At 67.7% G+C, this 24,503-nt stretch carries 15 protein-coding genes and 3 pseudogenes; 6 read left to right on the top strand and 12 right to left on the bottom strand.

The window, feature by feature from the left end; translation table 11 throughout:
- Positions 1-17 precede the first annotated feature (17 nt).
- The 3 genes from DVH23_RS07685 to DVH23_RS07675 all read right to left on the bottom strand — a co-directional run bounded on the left by DVH23_RS07685 (position 18) and on the right by DVH23_RS07675 (position 3,418).
- The gene (locus tag DVH23_RS07685) at positions 18-593 is read right to left on the bottom strand and encodes a dolichol kinase (RefSeq protein WP_114576857.1); all 576 of its coding nucleotides are present in this window, start codon (positions 591-593) and stop codon (positions 18-20) included.
- Between the two features lie 54 nt (positions 594-647).
- Positions 648-2,396 carry a glycine--tRNA ligase gene (gene glyS, locus DVH23_RS07680; protein WP_114576856.1) on the bottom strand — a complete coding sequence of 583 codons (1,749 nt, stop codon included), beginning with the start codon at positions 2,394-2,396 and terminating at the stop codon, positions 648-650.
- A 170-nt stretch (positions 2,397-2,566) separates the two neighbouring features.
- Positions 2,567-3,418, bottom strand: a complete 852-nt coding sequence (locus DVH23_RS07675; RefSeq protein WP_114576855.1) for a CBS domain-containing protein — start codon at positions 3,416-3,418, stop codon at positions 2,567-2,569.
- 95 nt (positions 3,419-3,513) lie between these two features.
- Here DVH23_RS07675 and DVH23_RS24180 point away from each other — a divergent pair, with 95 nt between their 5' ends.
- A complete protein-coding gene (locus tag DVH23_RS24180; RefSeq protein WP_198667872.1) occupies positions 3,514-3,690 on the top strand; it encodes a hypothetical protein in 177 nt (58 codons plus the stop codon).
- A 34-nt stretch (positions 3,691-3,724) separates the two neighbouring features.
- Here the strand turns inward: DVH23_RS24180 and DVH23_RS07670 are convergent, their stop codons facing one another.
- The 7 genes and pseudogenes from DVH23_RS07670 to DVH23_RS07640 form a co-directional block, all read right to left on the bottom strand.
- Positions 3,725-4,246, bottom strand: coding sequence for a hypothetical protein (locus DVH23_RS07670; protein ID WP_114576854.1), 522 nt, complete (start codon positions 4,244-4,246; stop codon positions 3,725-3,727).
- Positions 4,247-4,284: 38 nt separating this feature from the next.
- Positions 4,285-4,719: a hypothetical protein gene (locus DVH23_RS07665; protein ID WP_114576853.1), complete on the bottom strand. Its 435-nt coding sequence runs from the start codon at positions 4,717-4,719 to the stop codon at positions 4,285-4,287.
- Positions 4,720-4,721: 2 nt separating this feature from the next.
- Positions 4,722-6,061, bottom strand: a pseudogene (locus tag DVH23_RS07660) (ABC transporter ATP-binding protein).
- A complete protein-coding gene (locus DVH23_RS07655) occupies positions 6,058-7,410 on the bottom strand; it encodes an ABC transporter ATP-binding protein (protein WP_114576852.1) in 1,353 nt (450 codons plus the stop codon). The pseudogene DVH23_RS07660 and the gene DVH23_RS07655 overlap by 4 nt, the downstream one beginning before the upstream one ends.
- On the bottom strand, positions 7,410-9,128 hold the full coding sequence (locus DVH23_RS07650; protein ID WP_114576851.1) for an ABC transporter permease: 1,719 nt from the start codon (positions 9,126-9,128) through the stop codon (positions 7,410-7,412). Before DVH23_RS07650 ends, DVH23_RS07655 begins: the two co-directional genes overlap by 1 nt.
- Positions 9,125-10,198, bottom strand: coding sequence for an ABC transporter permease (locus tag DVH23_RS07645; RefSeq protein ID WP_114576850.1), 1,074 nt, complete (start codon positions 10,196-10,198; stop codon positions 9,125-9,127). The genes DVH23_RS07650 and DVH23_RS07645 overlap by 4 nt, the downstream gene beginning before the upstream one ends.
- A 169-nt stretch (positions 10,199-10,367) precedes the next feature.
- Positions 10,368-12,542, bottom strand: a complete 2,175-nt coding sequence (locus DVH23_RS07640) for an ABC transporter substrate-binding protein (RefSeq protein WP_232833713.1) — start codon at positions 12,540-12,542, stop codon at positions 10,368-10,370.
- A gap of 212 nt (positions 12,543-12,754) precedes the next feature.
- Between DVH23_RS07640 and DVH23_RS07635 the strand changes: the two genes are divergently transcribed.
- Both DVH23_RS07635 and DVH23_RS07630 read left to right on the top strand, forming a co-directional pair.
- Positions 12,755-13,174 (top strand): PPC domain-containing DNA-binding protein, encoded by a 420-nt coding sequence (locus DVH23_RS07635; protein ID WP_114576849.1) that lies wholly within the window; start codon positions 12,755-12,757, stop codon positions 13,172-13,174.
- Positions 13,174-18,357 carry an LAGLIDADG family homing endonuclease gene (locus tag DVH23_RS07630; RefSeq protein WP_114576848.1) on the top strand — a complete coding sequence of 1,728 codons (5,184 nt, stop codon included), beginning with the start codon at positions 13,174-13,176 and terminating at the stop codon, positions 18,355-18,357. The genes DVH23_RS07635 and DVH23_RS07630 overlap by 1 nt, the downstream gene beginning before the upstream one ends.
- A 310-nt stretch (positions 18,358-18,667) precedes the next feature.
- Here the strand turns inward: DVH23_RS07630 and DVH23_RS07620 are convergent, their stop codons facing one another.
- Entirely contained in the window at positions 18,668-20,557 is a 1,890-nt protein-coding gene (locus tag DVH23_RS07620) for a 5'-nucleotidase C-terminal domain-containing protein (RefSeq protein ID WP_114577056.1), read from the bottom strand.
- 166 nt (positions 20,558-20,723) lie between these two features.
- On the opposite strand from DVH23_RS07620, the pseudogene DVH23_RS07615 reads away from it, so the two are divergent.
- Positions 20,724-21,230 (top strand): annotated as a pseudogene (locus DVH23_RS07615) (TIGR01210 family radical SAM protein); the annotation flags it as partial.
- Between the two features lie 11 nt (positions 21,231-21,241).
- On the opposite strand, the gene DVH23_RS07610 reads toward DVH23_RS07615, so the two are convergent.
- Complete coding sequence (locus DVH23_RS07610; RefSeq protein WP_114576846.1) at positions 21,242-22,261, bottom strand: lysylphosphatidylglycerol synthase transmembrane domain-containing protein; 1,020 nt, start codon at positions 22,259-22,261, stop codon at positions 21,242-21,244.
- A 231-nt stretch (positions 22,262-22,492) separates the two neighbouring features.
- Between DVH23_RS07610 and DVH23_RS07605 the strand changes: the two genes are divergently transcribed.
- Together DVH23_RS07605 and DVH23_RS07600 are read left to right on the top strand one after the other, a co-directional pair.
- Positions 22,493-23,356: a hypothetical protein gene (locus DVH23_RS07605; RefSeq protein ID WP_114576845.1), complete on the top strand. Its 864-nt coding sequence runs from the start codon at positions 22,493-22,495 to the stop codon at positions 23,354-23,356.
- A gap of 102 nt (positions 23,357-23,458) precedes the next feature.
- Positions 23,459-24,490 (top strand): annotated as a pseudogene (locus DVH23_RS07600) (glycosyltransferase family 4 protein); the annotation flags it as partial.
- Positions 24,491-24,503: the final 13 nt, after the last annotated feature.

Here is a 24,503-nt window from a genome sequence, read left to right as displayed (position 1 = left end):
CGAAAAGCGTTCCCGGTTCAGGCCGCGAGCGCGAGCCAGGCCGCGATCGCCGCGTACGGCGGGATCGTCAGATTGTCGTCGACGACGTAGGTGGCGATCCGCAGCGTCACCCCGTCGGCGACGGTCGCACCGGCGGCCGCCGCGAGCGCCGCCGTCGTCGGCAGGAAGGGAACGGCGAGGAGCGTACAGACCGAAAACATCGCCAGGAGCACTTTCGGGGGCTTGACCCGCTCCAAGCGATCCGCCGAAACCGCGCCGCTGACCGGATCGCCGATCGCGAGCATGAGCATTGCGGGGAGGGCAATCTCGGGGTCGAAGACGAGGACGACCGCGGCCATGCTTATCAGGTAGAGGGCATAGCCGGCGGGGTTGTTCCGCTCGTAGTCGCGGGTGAGGACGTCGTAGACCCGCCAGTCGAGACCGACGTACAGCCTGAAGAACTCGAGGACGAGCGCGCCGGCCGCAAGGACGGCCATCAGGAGCCGGAATCGGGGCCACGTCAGCGGGAGGTCCAGAAAGCGGGCCAGCAAGTAGAACGCGACCAGCCCGGAGCCGCTGGCGTGGACCAGTCGGCGCTTGAGTTCGTCAGCCACGGCTCGCCCCTCTACGGCCCGGGTAATCAGTTCGTCGGTACCGCGGTCGGGCGGTCAGCCCGAAAGCTCCCCGAACTCGAGGTCGCCCTCCCGGAGTGCCGACAGCGTCCCCGGGAGGTCGTCGATCGGGAGCCGGACCTGGTCGGTGGAGTCGCGCTCCCGGAGCGTTACTGCGCTGTCCTCCCGGCTCTCGTAGTCGACGGTGACACAAAAGGGCGTACCGACCTCGTCCTGGCGGCGGTACCGGCGCCCGATCGCGCCCGAGTCGTCGTACGTCACCGACAGCCCCTCCGCCCGCAGGGACGCCGCGATCCCCTCGGCCTCGCTCTCGAGTTCGGCGTCGCTCTGGAGGGGAAAGACGCCGACGAAGGTGGGCGCGACCTCGGGGTCGAGTTCGAGGTAGGTCCGTTCCTCGCCGTCGACCTCGTCCTCGCGATAAGCGTGCTCTAGGATCGTGTAGACGAGTCGGTCGACGCCGAAGGAGGGTTCGATCACGTGCGGGACGACGTGTTCGCCCGATTCGGTGCGCTCCTCGACGGCGAAGCCGGTCTTCTCGACGGGGATCTCGTGGCTCTCGCCGTCGATCTCGACGGTGACGGTCTCATCCTCGAAAGCGGCCCGGTCCCGCTCGGCCAGCTCCTCCAAGCCAGAGACGATGTCCCCCGCGTCGCCGCCGAACTCGGGACCGAGATAGCTCATGTCGGGGTCGACCGCGGCGCGCTCGACGGTCTTTGGCTCGTCGTACTGCCGGAAGACCGTGAAGCGCTCGTCGCTGTGGGCCTGGTGTTTCGAGAGGTCGTAATCGCCCCGGTGGGCGAAGCCCGCGAGTTCGATCCAGTTGCCTCCCACCTCGCCCTCGGCGTCCCAGCAGTCGGCGGCGTAGTGGGCGCGCTCGCCCGCGAGGTGCTGGCGGAAGCGAAAGCGATCCATGTCGACGCCCACCGACTCGTACCACTCGCGAGCGACCCCGAGGAAGTACGCGACCCACGGGTCGGCGATCGTGCCGTCGGCGACCGCTTCGCCCACGGTCGTCTCGACCTCGTCGCCCTCCTCGGCCTGCTGCTCGCTCGCGGGGTACAACCGGACCGGAACGTCCTCGACCGCCGAGAGGTCCGGGCCGTCGCCCTCTGGATCGACGAACAGCTCGAGTTCGGCCTGGGTGAACTCCCGGGTCCGGATGATCGACCGGCGGGGGCTAATCTCGTTTCTGTACGCCCGGCCGACCTGGGTGACGCCGAACGGAAGCTGGCCGCGGGCGTACTCCTTCAGCCGGGGGAACTCGACGAAGATGCCCTGGGCGGTCTCCGGCCGGAGGTAGCCCGGCTGGCCGTCGCCGGGGCCGACCTGCGTCTCGAACATGAGGTTGAACTCCTCGATGGCCGCGCCCGCGAGGGGTGCGCCACACTCCGGGCAGACGAGTTCGTACTCGGCGACGATCTCCTCGACCTCGGGGATCGGGAAGCTTTCGGCGTCCTCGTACTCCGTGTTGTCCTCGACGACGTGGTCGGCCCGGCTGCTCTCGCCGCAGTCGGGACACTCGACCAACATGTCGTCGAAGGTGTCGAGGTGGCCCGAGGCCTCGAAGACCGGCTCGGGCATGATCGTCGGCGCGTCGATCTCCATGTGGCCCTCGCCGACGGCGAACCGGTCGCGCCAGGCCTCCTCGACGTTGCCCTTCAGCGCCGCGCCCTGCGGGCCGAACGTGTAGAAGCCGCCGACGCCGCCGTAGGCCGACGAGGACCGGAAGAAGTAGCCCCGCCGCTTGGCGAGCTCGACTACCTTCTCGCCGGTGTCCTCAGACATGGTTCGGTGACGGCCGCGGTCGGTCGGTCGCTCGCGGCGTTCGAGGCCGCGAGTCGGGCGCTACTGTCATCGTGTCCTCCCGTCGGCCCCCCGTACAAAAATCAGTTTCGAGGGGGAGCCAACGGTCCACACGGTATCGGACGGACGGTCCGACGTACCGGCCGACGACGTCAGTCCCGCAGCGCCCGGAGCAGGTCGACGTCACGGACGATGCCGACGAGCTGGTCGCCGCTGACCATCGGGATCTGCTCGATGTCGTTGCTGATCATGAGCTGGGCAGCCTCCTGGACGGACTTGCGAGCCGAGACCGTGACGACGTCGTCGGTCATGAAACTCGAGACGGGCTCGGCGGGGATCTCGACGTTTCGGGTCGGCAAGTAGCGGCTCCCGACGGCCTTGATCCCCTCCCATGACCACTCGGAGTCCTGGTCGGGAAAGTTGTCCCCCGTCTCCTCTTCCCCTTCGACGATCCGGGCGACGTCGAGGACGTCCACTTCGGTGAGGAGGCCGCTCATCCGGCCGTCGTCGCCGAGCGCGATGGTGTAGGGGACGTTCGCGTAGGAGAGTTCGCGTTCGGCGACCGGCAGCGGCGCGCCCTCGTAGGTGGTGTTTACGTCCTCGGTCGCGTAGTCGCCGACGACCGCCTCGACGGGCTGGTCGCCCGCCGCGATCGCGTGGACGACGTCGGTGACGGTAACGATTCCCTCGAAGTCGCCGTCGACGACGGGCACGCGCCGGGCGACCTCCCCGACCATCAACTCGGCGACCTCCACCAGGCTGGCGTCTCTGGTCGTCGTCGGCACGTCGTCCATCAGCATGACGAGCTGGTCCTCGTCGGGCTGTTCGATCAGGGCGTCACGCGAGATCAGTCCCCGGTACTCGGTGCCGTCGTCGGTCTCCTTGACGACGGGAACCGAGGAGAACGCCCGCTCCTGGAGGTACTCGAGGACGTCCGTCCGGGTGCCCGGCAGCTCGGCGGTCACGACCTCCTCGCGGGGCGTCATCGCGTCGGCCACGTTCATGTCCCCTCCGTAGGGCCAAACCGAGTATAAACCCCATGTTTCAGCACTCGAACCGTTCCGACGCGTTTATACGTCGGTATGATAAGTGGACACATATGCCACCGGATACTGGTGTCCGGCCCGGCGGCGACGCGGGAGAAGACGACACCGTCGTCGGTTCGATCGACACCGCCGCAGCCGAGGAGACGTTCGTCATCGCCGACATCTCCGCCGACGGCGCCTGGCTCTCGATGCCCGCCGCGGAGGCGCCGACGCTGCTGCGGTGGCGGTAGCTCCCGGCAGGCGGTTTTTCGGGGACGAGCCCGGCTAGCTCTCGTCGCCGTCGTGCTCTAGGCCCGGAACGAACGGGGTGAGGAGTTCGTGGCGGATCGAGCCGAGAAGGGTGCCGTCGATCGTCTTGACGTGGGTGTAGATGGCTTCCGTTTCCATCGCCGCCGAGATCATTCCCTCCGCGAGCGAGAAGTCGTACCGGCCACGGATCAGGACGACCGTCTTCGTCTCGGGGTCGACGAGTTCGGTGACCACGAAGACGTTTCCCTCGACCTCGTTGCGGTAGACCTCGAACTCCGGGAACTCGCCGGCCTCGAAGGCGTCCGTGAACGCCTCGGCGTGGTTGTCGGGGACGACGTGGACCAGTCCGGGCTGGTCCTCTGCCTCTCTGGGCTCGCCGGTCGGCGAGGTGTGGACGGTCGGAATCGTGACCGCCTCCCACCCCTGCTCGCGGCGCTCGTCGGCGATCAGTTCGGTCTCCTCGATGGTCCGCTCCCAGGCCTCGTTGACCGCGCCCGAGCGCTCGCGGATCCGCGCGTCGTCGGGGGGCTGGCTCATACCCGCATTCGGACCACGAGCCGGTTAGACCTTTCGAGTCAGACGACGCCGAAGACGGTCTCCATCAGGTAGGAGGCCAGCAGAACCAGCAGACTTCCGAGAAAGAGCTTCCCGGCAGGACTGAGCTGGCTTCCGGGCGGCGGCGAGGGCAGCCATCGCAGCGGCGGCAACGCCCGCACCAGCGACTGGAACCGCGTCCGCTCGCCCGGCGACGGGAGCGAGTCGGCGACCCCGCGCTCTACGTCCTCGGGCGAGGTCGGCCACAGCCGGATCGTCGCGTACCCCATCAGGACGAAGCCGACGACGAAGAGCAGCGCCTTCCCGCGGACGAGGCCGCCACCCGAGACGACGGCGGCGGCGAGGGCGGCGGCGACCGAGACCACCGCCACGACCACCGCGTAGCCGACGGCGTCGACCCAGACCACTACCGCGGCGCGGAGCCGCCGCGTCCACTCGTCGGCTCCCGTCGGCATCGTCAGCCGTGGCGTTCGTCCAGAACCTCGGCGGGCGAGCGATACTCGTCGCCGTGGCGGTGACAGAAGCTCTCCCGGCCGGCGTCGCCGACCGTGTAGTAGTCGGGCGCCTCGGCCTCACAGACGGCCCCGAAGGCCTCGAAGAGGACCTCGAGGGCGCTCGCCTCGTCACCCGCCCGGACGTGGTCGGCGGCCTCGTCCAACGGCTCCTCGGCCTCGGGCGGGACCGTGAGCTCCCCGAACACCTCCTCGTAGATCTCGTCGATCGTCCCGAAACGGCTCTCGCGGCCGAGCAACTCGCGGATCCGGTCGGTGGTCGTGCGGTCGGCCCGTTCGCGCTCGCGGAGCACCTCCCGGAGCGTGTTGATCGCCGTCCAGAGCTCGTCGTCGAGATGACCGAACTCGTCGGGACGGATCCGAACGGGACACCGGGTGCTAAAGGGACAGCCGGAGGGGGGATGGCGTGGGTTCGGCGGCGTTCCGAACAGCGTGATCCGGTCGCTGTCGCTCGTGGGATCCGGTTCGGGGATCGCCGACAGCAGCGAGTGGGTGTAGGGGTTCGCGGGGTCGGCGAACAGCTCCTCGGTCGGGCCCAACTCCATGATATTGCCCAGGTACATCACCGCGACCCGGTCGCAGATGTGGCGCACGACCGAGAGGTCGTGGGCGATGAAGAGGTAGGTGAGGCCGAACTCCTCCTGGAGGTCCTCCAGGAGGTTGATGACCTCCGCCTGGACGCTCACGTCGAGGGCGCTTACGGGTTCATCGAGCACGATGAAGTCGGGTTCTAAGGTGAGCGTCCGGGCGATGCCGATGCGCTGGCGTTGCCCCCCGGAGAACTGGTGGGGGTAACGGTAGTAGTGTTCGCGCTGGAGCCCCCGACGGTGTCGAGCAGTTCCCGGACCTGCTGGCGGCGCTCGCGGGGCGTCCCGACGTCGTGGACGTCGAGGGGTTCCCGGACGATCTCGCCGACGGTCATCCGGTCGTTGAGACTCGAGTCGGGGTCCTGGAAGACGATCTGGCTGTTCCGGCGCCACTGTTTGAGCTGCTTGCCCGACAGCTCCGTGACGTCGGTCCCGTCGAACAACACCTCGCCGCCGGTCGCCGACTCGAGCTGGACGAGCGTCCGCCCGAGCGTCGTCTTCCCACAGCCCGACTCACCGACCAGTCCGAGGGTCTCCCCGCGCTTGATGTCGAAGCTGACACCGTCGACGGCCTTCACCGGCGGTCCGCCGAACATGCTGTCGCCGCCGTAGTAGGTCCGGAGGTCCCGGACCTCGACCATCACGTCCTCGTCCGCGCCGGGCTCGGTGAACGTCGTCTCGACGGGTTCCTGGCTCATCGCCGCTCACCCCCTCGCTCGCGGACCGAGTCGTCGCGGGCCTCGTGGAGCGAGACCGCCGCCTCGCGCGGTTCGTCCTCGGGATACAACAGGCAGGCGGCGGTGTGGTCCCCGTCCTCGTCGTTGACCGGCACCGAGACCGGGTGGACCTCGTCGCAGGGCTCGAAGCGTTCGGGACAGCGTGGCGCGAAGCGACAGTAGGTCGCCGGCTCGTTGGGCGTCGGCACCGTCCCCTCGATGGTCTGGAGCCGGCCGCCCTCCTGGCGGCCCGGGATCGACTCGAGGAGCCCGCGCGTGTAGGGGTGGCGCGGCTGGGCAAAGAGCGGTTCGACGGCGGCGGATTCGACGACCTCGCCGGCGTACATGACGTTGACGCGGTCGGAGACGTCGGCGATGACGCCCATGTCGTGGGTGATGAACATGATTCCGAGGTCGCGGTCGGTCTGGAGGTCGGCCAGCAGTTCGAGGATCTGGGCCTGGATCGTCACGTCGAGGGCGGTCGTCGGCTCGTCACAGATCAGGACCTCGGGATCGCAAGCGAGGGCCATCGCGATCACGGCCCGCTGGCGCATCCCGCCCGAGAACTGGTGGGGGTACTCGTTGACCCGCCGTCGGGCGTCGGGGATCCCGACGGCCTCGAGCAGGTCGATGGCCTCGCGGGTCGCCTCCCGCCCCGAGAGGTCCCGGTGGAGTTCGAGGGCCTCCTCGATCTGGTTGCCGACGGTGTAAACCGGGTTGAGACTCGTCAGGGGATCCTGGAACACCATCGCGATCCGGCCGCCGCGCATTGCGCGCTGGGGGTCCCCCGAGAGGCGGGTGATCTCGACGAACCCGTCCAGGGGGTCGTCGACCGTCCCCTCCGTGATGAACACGCAGTCCTCGGGGTCGATTCCGAGGGCCTCGCCGTAGCCGGCGGCGACGAAGTCCGCGACGGACGCCTCGCTCGCGTCGTCGTAGCCGAACGCAGAGGGCGTCGCGCCGACGGCGTCGTGGGCGAATAACGCTTCCGGGTCGCGTCCCTCGGCGACGGCCGCGAGGTCGACGGTCCGTCCGGGGAACCGGTCGGCGAACTCCCGGACGGTGTCGGTGTGGTGGAAGCGAACGCTGCTTCCCTCGAGGATCCGGCCCGGCGAGTCGACTAACCCCATGATCGAGCGGGCCGTGACGCTCTTTCCGGAGCCCGACTCGCCGACGATGCCGACGGTCTCGCCGGGAACGATTTCGAAGTTCACGCCGTCGACCGCCCGGATCACCTCCTTGTCGGTGAAGAAGGCGGTCTGGAGGTTTCGGACGGTGACGATCGGCTCTTCGCGGGTTCCCGTCCGCTCGGCGGTCTGCTCGACGGCCATCAGGCACCACCCCCCGTGGCGGCCGCGTCGGCACTGGCGTCTCCGGCCTCGCTCTCGGGGTCGATCGCGTCGCGGATGCCATCACCCAGGGCGTTGAAGCCGGTGACGACGAAGACGATCATGATGCCGGGGATCGTCGAGATGTGCCACGACGACCCCGAGATGTACTGCCGCCCCTCACTGACCGCTCGTCCCCACTCGGGGGTCGGGGGGCTGATCCCCAGCCCGAGGAAGGAGAGGGCGGCGGTCACGATGATGACCGCACCGAGCATCAACGAGGCGTAGATCATGATGTAGGTCAGGATGTACGGACTCATGTGTTTGCGCATCGTCATTCCGGGGCTCTGGCCGTAGCTCTTGGCCGCGTCGACCCACTCCTCGGAGGCGACTTGCAGGGAGGGCCCGCGTATCGACCGCCACAGCCCCGGCCAGTACACCCCTGCGAGGATCAGGGCGAGCAGGAACCCGCCGTTGTAGATGTCCATGATCGGGTGATCCGCCTCCGCGAACAGCACGTTCAACAACAGGATCAACAGGAACGCGGGGATCGAGATGATCGTGTCGCTCGCGACGACAGTCAGCACGTCGACCAGTCCCTTGTAGTAGGCCGTGATCATCGAAAGCGCGGACGCGATCGCGGTCGCCAGTCCGATCGACGTGAGCCCGATCACCAGCGACGTCCTGGCACCGTACATCAGGAAGGTAAAGAGGTCCTTCCCGTCCTGGTTGGTGCCGGCCGGATGCCAGCGGTCGTACTGGTCGTAGCTCAGGGGACCGACGTTGTCCGAGCCGCCCTGGGAGCGACTCGCGAGGTTCGCGTCACCCTGGGTCACCGTCTGGAGTTCGCCGCCCTCCAGATACTGGAACTCGTATTCGTACGGCGAGTAGAGGTTCGCCTCCGCCGTAACCGGGCCCAGCGAGGGCGCAAAGATCGCCATCACGACGAACGCGAACACCATCGCCAGCCCGAAGATCCCCCAGTAGTGGGTCCGAAACCGGTTGATGCTGTCGTCTCGCGGCGTCCAGTCGGCCTCCCGGTAGTGCTCCCGGAAGACCTCGTACCCCTTCCAGAGCCAGGCCGCGACGACGAACGAGTAGGCGTAGATGACGAACACGCGGATCGCCCACGCCACCGCCGGCGAGAGCCCGAGGAACGTTCCCTCCCAGCCGCCCCCCGGCGTTCGATACCCCTGGTTCGGGATCGTGTCCCGCTGGGTCAGCGTCTGGATCGTCCCCGCGGACTCGAGGGCGTCGGTAAGCCAGCCGATCGCGGCCTCGAGGGCGGCGCCGACGGGCGTGAAGACCACGAGCGCCGCGACGACGGCGAGGGCGACCGTGATCAGCCCCCGCTCGATGATCTCGTCCCTGCCCTCGCCGGTGTCGAGCCCGAGCCGGTTGACCAGCGAGACGGGGACGAACAGCCACTTGATCAGGACGGCGGCGACGGCAAGCAAGAGGAGCGCCGTGATCGCGGCCCCGACGGTGCCGGCGGCGCCGCCGAGCGAGCCCGCGACGTTGTCGGCGACCGTGCCGGGAACGCCGGCGGCGCCGCCGAGAAACCCGCGGGCCAGGGAGCCGATGTAGACGATCGCGCGCGCGACCCGCCCGAGCTCGAGCGCGAGCAAGACGGCGACCCCGGCGAGCCAGACGAGTGCCGGCCGCGGGTTCGCCTCGATTCGTTCGCGAAGCGTTCGGTCGTCGTCGTAGTCGTAACTCATTGTTGGTCGTACCCCACGCGCGGGTCAAGGATCGTGTACAGCAGGTCCTGGACGATGTTGAGCCCGATGGTGATGATCGTGAAAATGAAGATCAGCGCTCCGGCGAGCGGAAGGTCGGCCTGGACGGCCGCGTTGAAGAACAGCGCCCCGAGCCCGTTGATCCCGAAGATGGTTTCAACGATGACCGAGCCGCCGATGAGCAGGATCGCCTCGTTCGTGATGATCGGCACCAGCGGGATCAGGGCGTTCCGGAAGACGTGTTTCCAGACGATGACCCGCCCCGACAGCCCCTTGGCCCGTGCGGTTTCGACGTAGTTCGAGTTGATCGTCTCGAGGAAGGCGGTCCGGCCGATCCGGAGCTCCGCGGCCATCGAGGCCGATCCGAGGACGAGCGCCGGCGGGAGGATCACCTTGATCGCGACCAGCAGCTCGCCGAGATCGGGGTCGAACCCGGTGGGGATCGGGAGCGGCCCCAGCGAACCCCAGGTAGTGCCCAGGAAATCAAGCGGCGGCGTGCCGATGAGGCTCTCGACGTTCGGCCCGAACGTGTACCAGTCGAAGCCCAGCGGGCCGGCGCCGCCGGCGGTCTGGCGAAGGACGGCGAGGAGCATGATCGCGAGCCAGAAGTTCGGCATCGCGAGCCAGACGATCCCGCCGAACGAAGCGACGTAGTCACCCCAGCTGTTGGGATTGAGCCCGGCGTAGAAGCCAAGCGGGATCCCGACGAAAAGCGGGAGGAGGATCGACCAGAAGCCGAGCCACAGCGTCCGCGGGCCGTAGATCCCGACGAGTTCCGTGACGGTCCGGCCGGGCTGGATGACCCACGACTGGCCGAAGTTGAACGTCAGCAGGCCGATGATGAACTCGACGTACTGCTGCCAGAGGGGCTGGTCGAGCCCGAGACTCTCCCGGATCGCCTGGGCGTCCCCGCCGGTCCCCTCGGGGCCGAGGATAGCCGCGACCGGGTCCAGCGGACCCATTCGGAGCGCGACGAAGATGAGCGTCATCACCAGAAAGAGCACCGGTACCATGAGCACGAGCCGCTTGAAGAAGTACCGCCAGCGGCTCACAGCGGCCCACCTGCCTGGAAAATGGTCGCCGTGTTCATCATAGTAGTTGGTTACGATGGAAGGGTATATTTGCCTCGGTTTCTCGCGAGCGGGTCACAGGAATCGAACCGACGATTCGTCGGGTCGAGGACCGACACCGCCGTCAGTTCGCGAGAACCGGGGAACGGGGTTATTCGTCGCTTTCGTTGCCGCCGGTCTCGTTGCCGCCGGTTTCGTTCGTCTCGTTGCCGGCGCCCATTCCCTCGCTTTCGTTGTCGGCGGTCTCGTTACCGGCGTCCATGCCGTCGCTTTCGTTGCCACCGGTCTCGTTCGTCTCGTTTCCGCCGGTCTCGTTCCCACCGGTCTCGTTTCCGGCACCGCCGTTGCCGCCGGTCTCGAGTTCGCCCTCCGCGGCCGCCTGCCAGTCGAGGTAGTAGCCGTTGGCCTCGCCGGGCATGCGACTGGTGTCGGTGTTGGCCGGCTCGAAGCCGAACATGCCGTACGCGATGGAGGTCCAGCTCCAGATCCAGCCCAGCGAGTACATCTGGAGGTTCCCCTCCTCGCCGCGGCTGATGAGCGTCGAGAACTGGGCCTGTTCGATCTCGAACTCGAGGCCTGTCCCGGAGGCCTGGTCGCGGATGAGGCGTGCGGCGTCCTGGAACGTCGGGTCCTCGTAGGTCGTCAGCGTGATCGAGTACGGATCGTCCTCGGTGTAGCCGGCCTCCTCTAGGACCTGGGTCGCCGACTCACGGTCGGTCTGGTTGGCGCCGTACTGCCAGTCCTCGACCCACTGATCGTAGGCGACGACGTCCTCGGGCCACAGCGCGGGCGGGGTGAAGCTGAACGCCTCGGTCCCGCGCCCGGCGAAGACCTCCTGGACGATCGACTCGTGGTTGGTGATGTACGCGATCGCCTGTCGGGGAGCGAGTTCGGTCTGGGCGACGTTGAACGCGAAGTAGTACGTCGAGATGTCCGAGACGCCGACGTAGTTGACCGTGTCGCCGTTCTCGATGGAGCTGTAGGTTCCGACCTGTCGTCCCTGGTCGTCCTCCTCGGCCTCAATGTTCCCCTCCTCGTAGTACGGCGTCGGAATGCCGAAGACGTCGACGTTTCGCTCGTTGGCGACCGTCCAGATGGCCTCGGCGTCCTCGATGACCTGCCACTCGACGCCGTCGACGCTGGCCGCCTCGCCGTGGTAGTTGTCGAAGCTGGTGACGCTCACGACGTCCTCGGGCACCCACTCCTCGAACGTGAAGGGGCCGGTGCCGTTCATGTCCTCGGTGGCGAACGTCTCCTGGTCGACCTCGCCGTCGACGCCTGGAATGTCGCCGACGTAGCCCTGCCGGACAGCCGAGAACGAGTCGTAGGTGAGGACGTCCATGGTCGACGGGTTCGGCCCGACGATGGACATCTCGATGGTGTAGTCGTCGACGGCCTCGACGCCGAGGGACTCGGGGACGACGTTCGCCGGCCCGGTGCCCTCGTCCTCGCTGGTCTCGTGTTCCATGCCGACCCCGGTGCTCGGACTGAGGGCGAAACTCGCCCGTTGGCTGTTCGGCGACTCGACGAGCCGGCGCCAGGAGTAGACGAAGTCCTGGGCGGTCAGCTCCGTCCCGTCGTGGAACTCGACGCCCTCCGTGATCGTGAACGTGTAGGTCGTCTCGTCGTCGGAGAGCTCGACGCTCTCTAGGAGCTGGTTCTCCATCTCCGTGACGCCCGCGGGGTAGGTCGTCAGCCCCTCGTAGACCTGCCCGATCTTCGACGCCGATTCGGTGTCGGTCGACTCGATGGGGTCAAGCGTGGAGACGGTCCCGCTGATGAGCCGCAGAACGTTCTCGTCTTTGTTCTCGTTGCTCGTATCGACCTCGGCGGTGTTGTACACCTGATGGTGGCCCCCCAGCGGGCCCATCGGCTCGATGTCGACCCAGTCGTACCAGAACCGCTCGCTCAGTCCGTGGTACAGCGGCATCAGGACCATGTCGTCCCTGACGGCCTCCTCCATTGCGACGTAGGCCTCGTTGCGGACGTCCTCGGCGTCGGGGCTGGGGTTCTGCTCGACGCGGTTCCAGGCGTTCTGGGCCTTCTGGACGTTGCTTACGCCCTCCCCGTCGCCCCCTTCGGACTCGTTGCCCTCGGTTTCGTTGCCGTCCGTCTCGTTGTCGGCCTCGCCGTTGCCGTTGCCGTTACCATTGCCGTTCCCGTTACCGTTGCCATTCCCGTTACCGTTGCCGTTTCCGTTGCCATTCCCGTTGCCGTTACCATTGCCACCGTCGTCGCCCATACAACCCGCGAGCGCGAGTGCGGTTGCGGTTCCGCCGGCTGCCTCGAGGAATCGTCGCCGATCCATTGTCGATTTCCGCGACATAGGTCTGTCCTTGGCCACCAATCTGTTAAACGTTCCGTTCCCCGTCCCGCACAGAAAACAGCCACTACTGGCCCTTATCGTCCAATTATGTGCAAAATTGGTTGACAGCGGCGCCGGAACGCGAGGCGTTCCTGTCTACACCCGCTGCCGGTGGGGCGAACCGGTTCGACCGGAACCCCGAACTTTTTGCCGACGTTCACCGTGGCGTGAGTATGGACTACCGGGAAGTCGACTCGAGCGCGGAGTACGTCGCGCGCCTCGAGACGGGCGCCGACTGGCGCGGGGAGATCGAGTCGCTGGCCGCCGAAGCGGACGCCGACGCGGGCTGGTTTACCGCCCTCGGCGCCGTCTCCGACGCCGAGATCTGGTTCTACGACCAGGACACGAAGGAGTACGAACCCGTCGAGTTCGACGAACCCCTCGAGGTCGCAAGCTGTGTCGGTAACGTCTCGTGGCTCGACGGCGACCGGTTCGCTCACACCCACGCCGTCCTCTCGCGACCCGACGGCGAGACGCTGGCTGGCCACCTGAATAGCGCGACCGTGTTCGCCGGCGAGGTTCACCTCCGGGTCTTCGAGGAGCCCCTCGAACGCACGCACGACGAGACCACCGACCTCGACCTCTGGCTCTGATGGGCCCCGAGGACGAACGCTACTTCGAGCGGCTCGAAGGGGGGTTGGAGGAGGCCCTCGAGATCGCAAACCGGGCGAAATCACGGGGGGAAGACCCCGAGCCCGAAGTCGAGATCCCCGTCGCCCGCGACATGGCCGACCGAGTCGAGAACATCCTCGGGATCGACGGCGTCGCCGAACGCGTCCGCGAACTCGAAGGCGAGATGAGCCGCGAGGAGGCCGCCCTCGCGCTCGCCGAGGACTTCGCGGAGGGGCGGGTCGGCGACTACGAGACCCGGGCTGGAAAGGTCGAAGGTGCCGTCCGGACGGCGGTCGCCCTCCTCACCGAAGGGGTCGTCGCCGCTCCCATCGAGGGGATCGACCGGGTCGAACTCCTCACGAACGACGACGGCACCGAGTTCGTCAACGTCTACTACGCGGGCCCGATCCGGTCGGCGGGGGGCACTGCCCAGGCACTCTCCGTGCTCGTCGCCGACTACACCCGCGCGCTCGTCGGCGTCGATCAGTACGTCGCCAGAAGCGACGAGGTCGAACGCTACGCCGAGGAGATCGCCCTCTACGATTCGGAGACCGGACTCCAGTACACCCCCAAGGCGAAGGAGGCGAAGTTCATCGCCGAGAACCTGCCGATCATGCTGGACGGCGAGGCGACGGGCGACGAGGAGGTCTCGGGCTTTCGGGACATAGAACGGGTAGACACCAACTCCGCGCGCGGAGGGATGTGTCTCGTCCTCGCCGAGGGGATCGCGCTGAAGGCCCCCAAGATCCAGCGCTACACCCGCGAGTTAGACGAGATCGACTGGCCCTGGCTCCAGGACCTGATCGACGGCAACTACGCCGACGGCGAGGAGACGGACGAATCGGAGGCCGACGAGGAGGAGACGGGAGACCGGAAGGGTGCCGACGGGGACGGCGCCGAGAAACCGGCGAAACCGGCGGGATCGCCCCGGGCGGAGCCCTCCGAGAAGTTCCTCCGGGACCTGATCGCCGGCCGGCCGGTCTTCGCCCATCCCAGCGCGAAGGGGGGCTTTCGCCTCCGGTACGGCCGGGCGCGAAATCACGGCTTTGCGACCGGCGGGGTCCACCCCGCGACGATGCACATCGTCGACGACTTTCTCGCGACGGGAACCCAGATCAAGACCGAACGCCCCGGAAAGGCCCACGGCGTCGTTCCCGTCGACAGTATCGAGGGCCCCACCGTTCGCCTCGCCAACGGCGACGTCCGCCGGATCGATAGCGTCGAGGAGGCCCGGGAGGTGAAAAACGGCGTCGAGGCGATCATCGACGCCGGCGAGTACCTCGTCAACTACGGCGAGTTCGTCGAGAACAACCATCCACTCGCGCCCGCGGGCTACGCCGTCGAGTGGTGGGAACAGGAGATGGAGGCGGCGGGCGCGGACGTCCAGGCGCTCTCGGACGATCCGGGGATCGACCTCGAGTCCCCGGCCGCCACGAACGCCCTGGAGTGGGCCAAAGAGTACGACGCGCCGCTTCATCCCACCTACACCTACCAGTGGCACGACCTCCCGGTCGACGGGTTCGACGCGCTCGCCGACGCGGTCTCGGCCGGTCGCCTCGAACGCGCGGGCGAACGGCTCGTGCTCGAACCGGACGAGGCAGTTCGGGAGGCCTTAGAGACGGTCGTGATCGAACACCGACAGCGCGAGGACCGCATCACGGTCGACGACTGGCGGCCGTTCGTCGAGTCGCTCGGTTGCGTGGTTCGCAGACCGGACGGGGCTGGTGGAGGAGACAGCGAGCGGGCGATCGGCGACGGCGGCGTCGCCGCCGATCCGTCGGGTGAGGACGGCGAGGACGCCCCCGACGGGCCGCGGATCGAACGCATGTGGGACCGCGGGGACCTCTCCGAACGCGCCCGCGAGTGGGACGGCGGCGAGAACGCCATCGAGGCCGTCGACGAGGTCGCGCCCTTCACGGTGCGAGAGCGGGCCCCGACCCGGATCGGCAACCGGATGGGCCGCCCCGAGAAGTCCGAGCGCCGGGACCTCAGCCCGGCGGTCCACACCCTGTTCCCGATCGGGGAGGCCGGCGGCGCCCAGCGCGACGTCGCGAAGGCGGGCAGCCACGCCGAGACGATGTCCGACACGCCGGGAGTGGTCGAGGTGGACGTCGCCCGCAACCGGTGTCCCAACTGTCACACCGAGACGTACAAGAACCGGTGTCCGGAGTGTGAGAGCCGGACCGAGGCCGACTACCGCTGTCCCGACTGCGACCGGCGGATCGAGCCCGACGAGGCCGGCCGGGTCGAGTGCGACCGCTGCGAGCGGGAGGCGACCTGCGTCGAGGCGACGGAGATCGACATCGACGCCGAGTACCGCGACGCCCTCGAGTCGGTCGGCGAACGCGAGAGCGCCTTCGAGATCCTCAAAGGGGTGAAGGGAATGATGTCGGCGGATCGGGTCCCCGAGCCGATGGAGAAGGGGATCCTTCGGGCGAAACACGACGTCAGCACGTTCAAGGACGGCACCGTCCGCTACGACATGACCGACCTCCCCGTGACCTCGGTCCGGGCGCGAGAACTCGACGTCGATGTCGGCCAGCTTCAGGCGCTTGGCTACGAGGAGGATGTCCACGGCGAACCGCTCGTTCACGAGGACCAGCTGGTCGAGCTCAAGGTCCAGGACGTCGTTCTCTCGGACGGCGCCGCCGACCACGTAATGGCGACGGCGGACTTCGTCGACGACCTCCTTTCGCAGTACTACGGGCTCGAGCCCTTCTACGAGATAGAGGACCGAGAGGATCTCGTCGGTGAGCTCGTCTTCGGGATGGCCCCACACACCTCCGCGGCGACTGTCGGCCGCGTCATCGGCTTTACGAGCGCCGCCGTCGGCTACGCACATCCGTACTTTCACGCGGCCAAGCGCCGCAACTGCTTCCATCCCGACACCAAGGTGTGGTTCCGAGACGAGTCGGACGCCTGGCGCCACGAGTCGATCGAGACGCTGGTCGAGTCCCGCCTTGAGGCCCCCCGAACGGACGACTTCGGAACCGAAATCGAGGAGTTGGAGGGAGAGGTCGCCGCGCCGTCGATCGACGACGACGGGCAACTCGCGTCGAAACCGATCACCGCCGTCTCGAAACATCCTGCACCCGATCACCTCGTTCGTCTCGAGACCCGAAGCGGCCGCGAGATCGAGTTGACCCCGGATCACGACGTCCATACATACGAGAACGGGGGGCTGTCCGAAACACGCGCGTCGACACTGACCGAGGACAATCACGTCGTCGTCCCCGATCACCTCGACGTCGTCGGAAACGACTCGGTAGAAGAGTTCGATCTCCTCGCGGAGTTCCTCGACTGTGACTCGGTCGATCCCGCGCGGCTCATGATCAAGGGCCTTGAGAAGGACCGCCTCTACGACCTGTTCGAGGCAGTGCTCGCCCCGGAGGCCGACGACGAGTTCTACACGCTGGTGGATACGGCCGCCCACTTCGACCTGAGCGAGAAGACGTTCAGCAACTACCTCTACCGGCGGAGTTTCCCGGCCGACCTGCTCCTCGAACTGTTCAACTCCCGTGAGGAGTTCCTTGAGTTCGTCCCACGGGACGTCCGCCTCGGCATGCGCCGGGACCGGACCGCGATCAACCGGTACGTCGAACTCAATGAGCGGGTTGCGACCCTGCTGGGGTACTACGCGGCCGAGGGATTCGCCCGCGAACAGGAGACGCCGAAGGGAACGATTCATCAAACGACGGTCTGTGGGACCGAATCCGAAGCCCGTGACTACTTCCTCGAGGTGTTCGAGGAGGAGTTCGGCGTCGAGCCCTACCGGGAGAACCACGCGAAAGTGACGGTCTCGGGACGCCTCCTCCGGACCTTGTTCGACTCGGTCCTCGACGCCGGCGTGTTCGCGAGGACGAAATCCATTCCCCAGCCGCTGTTCGACGCGCCCGACCGGATCGTCGAGGCGTATCTCGCCGGCTACTTCAGCGGCGACGGCGGCGTCGATGCGAACGGCCTGCTCGTCTCGGCGACGACGGTCAGCCCCGAACTCAAAGAGGACGTCCTGGCGCTCCTGAGCCGTCTCGGGATCTGCGGGAAGGTCACGGCCACCGATCCGGTTCCTCTCCGTGAGAAGTTTCCCCACTACTACGACGTCGACGATCCCTCGCTCTCGGCGCCGTCGTACGTCCTCGAGATCACCTCTTCGGACGCCGTCACGTTCGCCCGACGGGTCGGTTTTCACCTCTCCAGAAAGGACGATCGACTCCGTGCCCACGTCGAGACCATCGAACCGGCCGGTCGGCGCGTGTTCGATGGCGGCGACGGCGACTATCTCGTCGAGGCGGTCTCGTCCGTCGAGTACGTCGAATCGGATGTCGAATCCGTCTACTGTCTCACCGTCGCAGACTCCCACTCCCTCGTCGCGAACAACACGTCACAAAAGCAGTGTGACGGCGACGAGGACTGCGTCATGTTGCTCATGGACGGCCTCCTGAACTTCAGTGAGAGTTTTTTGCCAGATCAGCGCGGCGGGAAGATGGACGCCCCCCTCGTCATGTCCTCGCGGATCGATCCCGCCGAGATCGACGACGAGGCCCACAACATGGACGTCGTGAGCGAGTATCCCCTCGAGTTCTACGAGGCGACCCGGGAGATGGCCGACCCCGAATCCGTCAACGTGCGAATCGCCGAGGAAAGCGTCGGCACCGACGGCGAGTACACCGGCTTCGCCCACACCCACGACACGAGCGACATCGCGCTCGGACCGGACCTCTCCGCGTACAAGACCCTGGGCTCGATGATGGAGAAGATGGACGCCCAGCTCGAACTCGCCCGGAAGCTCCGGGCGGTCGACGAGACCGACGTCGCAGAGCGGGTCATCGAGTACCACTTCCTGCCCGACCTCATCGGGAACCTCCGGGCCTTCTCGCGCCAGGAGACCCGATGTCTCGACTGCGGGGCAAAGTTCCGCCGGATGCCCCTGACCGAGGTCTGCCGGGAGTGTGGCGGGAAGGTCAACCTCACCGTCCACCAGGGGTCGGTCAACAAGTACATGCAGACCGCGATCGACGTCGCCGAGGAGTACGGCTGCCGGGAGTACACGAAACAGCGCCTCGAGGTGTTAGAGAAGTCCTTGGAGAGCGTCTTCGAGAACGACAAGAATAAGCCCACGAGCCTTGCGGATTTCATGGGCCCAGGTCCCGGAGAAGACGACTAAGGTTCGCCTGGAACCAGTGCTCGAGGATCGCCGGGTACTCGATCATGGCGCTTCAACCCCACGAGGGTTCGTCTGGACGACGAGGAGGAGCGCCCGTACTGGCTCTGGCGGCCCTGTCAAGTCGATTTCTCCCGCACCGCCCAGTTCAGCCATGAGCAGCGAGCCGACGCCCGAACTGTACGAACGCGGGCGGAGGATGGACACGCACACCGAGGTGATGCGCGACAGCCGCGCGGAGAGCGACCCCGACGACCCCACCGGGTCTGAATCGACGAGGACGACACGCCCGACGGCGTCGTCCGGGGTCTCGTCAGTGACTCCCGGGTGCCCCGCAAGCACGGCTCCGGCCGCGCCGTCGAACGGTGGCCGCGAGGTCGGCGTTCAGCCGGGAGCGCTCGAAGTAGACGTGGTCGAACTCGCTCGACTCGTACTCGACGTAGAGGTCGAGCGGGACTTCGTCGCCGTCCTCCGCGTCCTCGACCGTCTCCGCGAGGGCGCCGTCGTCGGCGCGGACGACCAGCGTCTCGTCGTCCTCGTCGAAGACGACGTGCTCCGCGTCGACGTGCTCCCCGTCAGGCGACCACACCGCGGCGGTGTCGCCCGCGACCGACTCGACGTCGTCGGGCGTGTCGAACTGCTCGACGACCTTGCCGTTTCCGTCGACGGTCACGGCGGCGTCGGGCAGGTCGCGGTCGACGCGCTGCATGCGGCCCTCGACGGTGGGGGCGACGGTATCACGCTCCCTGAGATATTCGACGACGCTCGTCGCAAGCAGTTCGTCGGTGTCCTCGATCACCGGCTTGTCTTCAAGGGGGTAGCCGCTCCCGCCGTCGGCGATGAAGTTGTTGACGGCGACCTCGTAGGTCGCGTCCGCCTCGAGCGCCTCGCCGCCGACGCGCACGTCGCGAACTAGCTGCTCCGCGTCGTCATGGGGGACCCACTCGAAGCGCACGCCGCTGACCTGCTGGGACACCTCCTCGCCGAACTCCTGCCCGGTCTCGCTCTCGAGGGTGACGATCTGACTCGCCAGCGTCTCGACGAGTTCCGCCCCCGTGAGCTCCAGCGTGACGATCGTATTCGGGAACGGGAGGGTGTTGAACACGTCGCCGCCGGTGATCTCGCCGGGACCGTACACCGCGTCCGAGCGGATGCCGCCGGCGTTCGTGATCGCGACGTCGGCGTCGGTCCGCTCGCGCATCGCGTCGGTGATCAGGTTGCCGTAGTTCGTCTCGCGGTGGTAGTTCGACGAGAACGTGGCGTCGAGTGGCGTTTCGGTCTCGGCGATGACCGAGTCGAGGCTCACCTCCGCGCGGTAGTCGTTGATGATCTGTGAGGCGGTCGGATCCTTCGCGATGTCGTCCGTGACCTCGATCAGTTCGCCGTCCCACGAGGTCACCTCGCCGCCCTCGACCGTCAGTTCGATCTCGCTGAGGTAGTTCGCCCGCGCCTCCGCCTCGGAGACGATGGAGCCGCTCGTCGTCTGCGGCGGATAGTCGAGTTCGTCATCACCGGCGACGATCACGTCGATGTCGTCGTCGGCGTCCGCCTCGGCGAGCGCCTTCGCGTCCGGGACGCCCGTGTGTGCGAGCGCGACGACGACGTCGACGTCCTCGTGCTCTCTGAGCCGCCGTGCCTCCGCGGGGCCCGTCTCGGTGAAGTCCTCGATGGTGACGCCCTCCGCCTCGAAGTCGATGTTCGTCTTCCCGGTCGTCGCTCCCTCGTCGGCGAGGCCGATGATCCCGATGCCAACGCCGCCGCGGTCGACGACCTGCGTCGACTCGGTCCCGTCGAACGCCTCGCCGTCGTCGGTCACGAGGTTGGTCGCCAGCCAGGGGAACTCGGAGTCGGCCGTCACGTCGGAGATGGCGTCGAACCCGTAGTCGAACTCGTGGTTCCCGATCACGTCCGCGTCCGGCTCGACCTCGTTGAGCACGTCCACCGGCGCGCGCCACTGCGAGATCGGACTGAGCGCGTGCGGCCCCACCTGGTCGCCGCCACCGACCACGACGACCGGCCCGTCGGCGGCCGCTCGTCGCTCCTCGATGAGTGTCACCAGCCGTGGGAAGTCCTCGTCCTCGGCGGCCGCCGTCTGAATGTCGTTGTACGACAGGAGCGTCAGCGTCGTTCCGTCGCCGTCGTCGGCCGTCACTGACCCCGACAGGAGGGAGCCGCCGAGCACGATTCCACCCGCTCGCAGCACGTCGCGTCGCCGGTACGTTTCGTCTCGAAGCATCGTTTCGGCCCCAGAGTTGTACGATTATAAAATTTGGTAGTACGGTGGAATATATGGGTACGAACTGCTCCCCAACGCTCGTGCCTGCTATCGAACCGGGAGACGCCCGAAGTTGTACGAACGCGGGCGGGGGATGGACGCGCACACCGAGGTGATGCGCGACAGCCGCACGGAGAACGGCCAGAGCTACGACCCCCACGAGCCCACCCGGGTGTGGATCGACGAGGACGACACGCCCGACGGCGTCTACCAGAGCCACACCATCAGCGGCTGTCGCTGGGCGCGCGCCGGCGGCTGTACGATGTGTGGCTACGTCGCCGAGTCCGTCGAGGGCGGCAGCGTGTCCCACGACGCCCTGATGGACCTGATCCAGCACTGTCTCGACCACGAGTCCGAGGAGACCGATGGCGATTCCGGGCTGGTGAAGATCTACACCTCCGGCTCCTTCCTCGACGAGCGCGAGGTACCCGCGGAGACCCGACAGGCGATCGCTTCTGCGCTCGGCGACCGCGACCGCATCGTCGTCGAATCACTGCCCGGCTTCGTCGACCGCGAGACGGTCGAGGACTTCACCGAACAGGGCCTGGAGACCGATGTGGCGGTGGGCCTGGAAACCGCGACGGACCGCGTGCGCCACGACCGCGACCGAGGTTACCGAACCGTCCGGACGCCGAACGCGGAGACGGCGACGCCGCCGAGCAGGGTCGAGAGCCAGTAGGTGGCTCCCCGAAAGACGAGGACGGCCGCGGTCACGGCGGAGGGCTCGATCCCGGTCGTCGGGACGAGGACGGCGACGAACGCGGCCTCGATGCCGCCGAGCCCGCCCGGGAGCGGGGCCGCGCCGGCGAGGTTCGCGATTGGGATGGCGAAGACGAGCACGGCGAGCGGGGCGGCGTGGCCGACCGCGGCGAACGCCGCCGCGAGCGCGACGACCTGGAAGAGCCAGCCCGAAAGCGACAAGCCCAGTGCGGCGGCCAGCCGACGCCGGCTCGTGGCGACGCGGCCGACGTTCGCGAAGAACCGCCGGGTTCGCTCCCGGAGGTCGGCCTCGAGCGCCTCGGGGTCGAACCGCGCTCCCCCCAGCCGGCCGAGGCGGGGGGCGACGACCGCCGGGAGCCGGGTGGCGATCGCGTGACGGCGCCGCCAGACGACCGTAGCGACGAGCACGACGCCGACGCCGAGGGCGGCCACCGAGAGGACGGCGGCCTCGAGGCGCTCGCCGACGGCGGCGGTAGTCGCGTAGTAGCCGACGCCGAGAAAGGCAAGCGAGAGCGAGGGGACGACGTTCAGGACGTCGAGGCTGGTAACGGCGGCGAGGCCGGTCTCGTAGCGGGCGTCGGCCACCTTCGAGACGAGGGCGGCCGCGACCGGCTCGCCGCCGGCCTGGCCGAAGGGAGTGACGTTGTTCCCGAAGACGATCCCGGCGTAGACGGCGACCGCCAGCGGTGGCGGGAGGGAGACGCCGAGGGCGCCGAGGACGGTCCTGAGCATCAGCCCCCAGGCCGCGAGCCAGCAACACGCGAGGCCAGCGGTCGCGGCGACGAAGACGGGATCGGCCGACAGCAGGGAGTCGGCGATCCGCCGGGCGCCGACGGCGACGAACAGGAGCGTGAGGACCACGACGGCCCCGATCGCGCCGAGGAGGTACGCCCGCCGGTTCCGCTCGTCCATGGCGAGTACGGCACCGTATTGGACTTGAAGGGTCCGCTTTCGTGGCGGGTCCGGACCGGGAACCCGCTGCCCGGAGCGGGTTCGGGCCACAACTGGGGCCCTCGGCAGGAGAACGCTCCGGCCACAGCCCGCCACAAGACAGGGGATTCACGCGAGTCAGTGGCGAGCGGGCGACGACCGTCGGTTTAACGGAAAGAATACAATGGTCGGACGACGACTCCCCGACGACCGATGGACGACCAGCGCTTTCTGGAGTCAGGGTGGGACTACTGTCTGGTGCTGGACGCGTGCCGGTACGACGTGTTCAGGGACGTCTACGACGACTACCTCGACGGAGACGTAGTGAAGCGACGCAGCGTCGGCTCCTCGACCCCCGAGTGGGCCTCCCGGACGTTCACCGGCGACCACGACATCGCCTACTTCTCGGGCAACCCCTTCATCAACGACCTGGGGATCCCTCTCAGCGAGCTCAAGTGGGGGGCGAGCTGTGAGTACGAGTGGACCGCGAGCGACCATATCCGGGAGGTGATCGACGTCTGGAAGAGCGGCTGGGACGACGAGTTGGGGACCGTCCCGCCCGGCGCGCTCGCGGAGGCCCTGGAGAACCACCAGGAGGAAGTCGAGGACGCCGACCGGACGGTGCTCCACTACATGCAGCCCCACGCCCCCTACCTCTCGCGGGGGAAAGGCCGGAAACTCAAGCAGATCCAGAAGGGGATCAAGCGCCAGGAGGCCGAGAGCGAGCCCGCCACCGACGGCGGCACCGGCGCCCTCTCCTCGCTGGGTAACGCGATCCGCCCGAAAGTCGAGGAGCGCCTCGAGGACAGCGGGTTCGCCCAGAAGGTCGGCCTCTGGCTCGAGCTCGACCCCGCCGACCTCCTCACGGACGGGACCCGGACGGCCGCGATGGCCCTCTACGAGGAGAACCTCCGGATCGCCCTGGAGGCCGTCGCCGACCTGGTCACCGAACTCGACGGCCGGGTCGTCGTGACCGCCGACCACGGCGAGGCGTTCGGCGAGCAGGGGGTCTGGGAACACCACGTCGAGACCCACATCCCGCCGCTCGTGGAGGTCCCCTGGCTCGAGGTCCGGTGATCGCGCCGTGGGAGCGTTCCGGTCGCCGACCGTGACCCGCCGGCCGCGCGTCCGCCGGTCTCGCCCGCACCGGTCGCCGGCCGGCAGCCGGCGGACCGCGCGGGCCGACGGCCGCCTGACGAGGAGGGGCCGAGGGTGAGAGTCAGCCACTACTTCGAGTGGGAGTCACAGATCACCGGCGGCCACGCCGAGTCGGTGCGAAACCAGCGCCGAATCCTGGAGGATCAGGGAATCGAGTACACGACCGAACCCTCGCTGTCGGTCGATCTGCTCCACCTCAACAACATGGGCCCCAGATCGCTCTACTACGCCGAACGAGCCCGCCGGAGGGGGGTCCCCGTCGTCGCACACGCCCACCAGACCGCCGAGGACTTCCGGGAGAGCTTCGTCCTCTCGAACGCCCTCGCCGTCCCCCTCCGGCCCTACCTCGAATACGCCTACGGCCGGGTCGACCACCTCGTCTGTCCCTCCGAGCACAACCGCGATGTGGTCGAAACGTACACCGACACGCCGACGACGGTGATCTCGAACGGCTTCGACCCGGATCGCCTCCGGGGCTTTTCGAACCTCCGCGAGGAGTATCTGGAGCGCTACGACCTCGAGCCCCCCGTCGTCTTCATGTTCGGTCACGTCATCAAGCGCAAGGGTGTCGAGACGTTCGTCGAGACCGCCCGCCGGATGCCCCACCTGGATTTCGTCTGGTTCGGCTACCTCAATCCAACGGGGGGCACGCTCGACAAATACCTCCAACCCCGTTCGACCCGCGAACTCGTCGCGAACTCACCCGAGAACTGCCGATTTACGGGCTACATCGAGGACCCGCGGGGCGCGTTCGCCGCCGGCGACGTCTTCTACTTCCCGACCAAGAACGAAAACGAGGGGATGGCCCTCCTGGAGGCGATGGCCTGCAGAAAGCCGCCGCTGGTCCGGGAGATCCCGACCTACGAGTGGCTCGTCGACGGCGAGGACTGCCTGAAGGCGGAATCGCTCGAGGGGTTCGTGGCGGCCATCGAGCGCCTCGAGGAGCCGGCGCTGCGCGAGCGGATCGGGGCGAACGCGGCCGACCGCAGCGAGGCGTTCTCCCTCGAGGCGATCGCGGACCGGTATCTCGCGCTGTACGAGGGGCTGGTCTGAGCGGGGCTGGCCG

Source organism: Saliphagus sp. LR7 (assembly GCF_003344565.1).
In the GTDB taxonomy this organism is placed as follows: Archaea; Halobacteriota; Halobacteria; order Halobacteriales; family Natrialbaceae; genus Saliphagus; species Saliphagus infecundisoli.
This window is presented reverse-complemented; position numbering and strand designations above follow the sequence as displayed.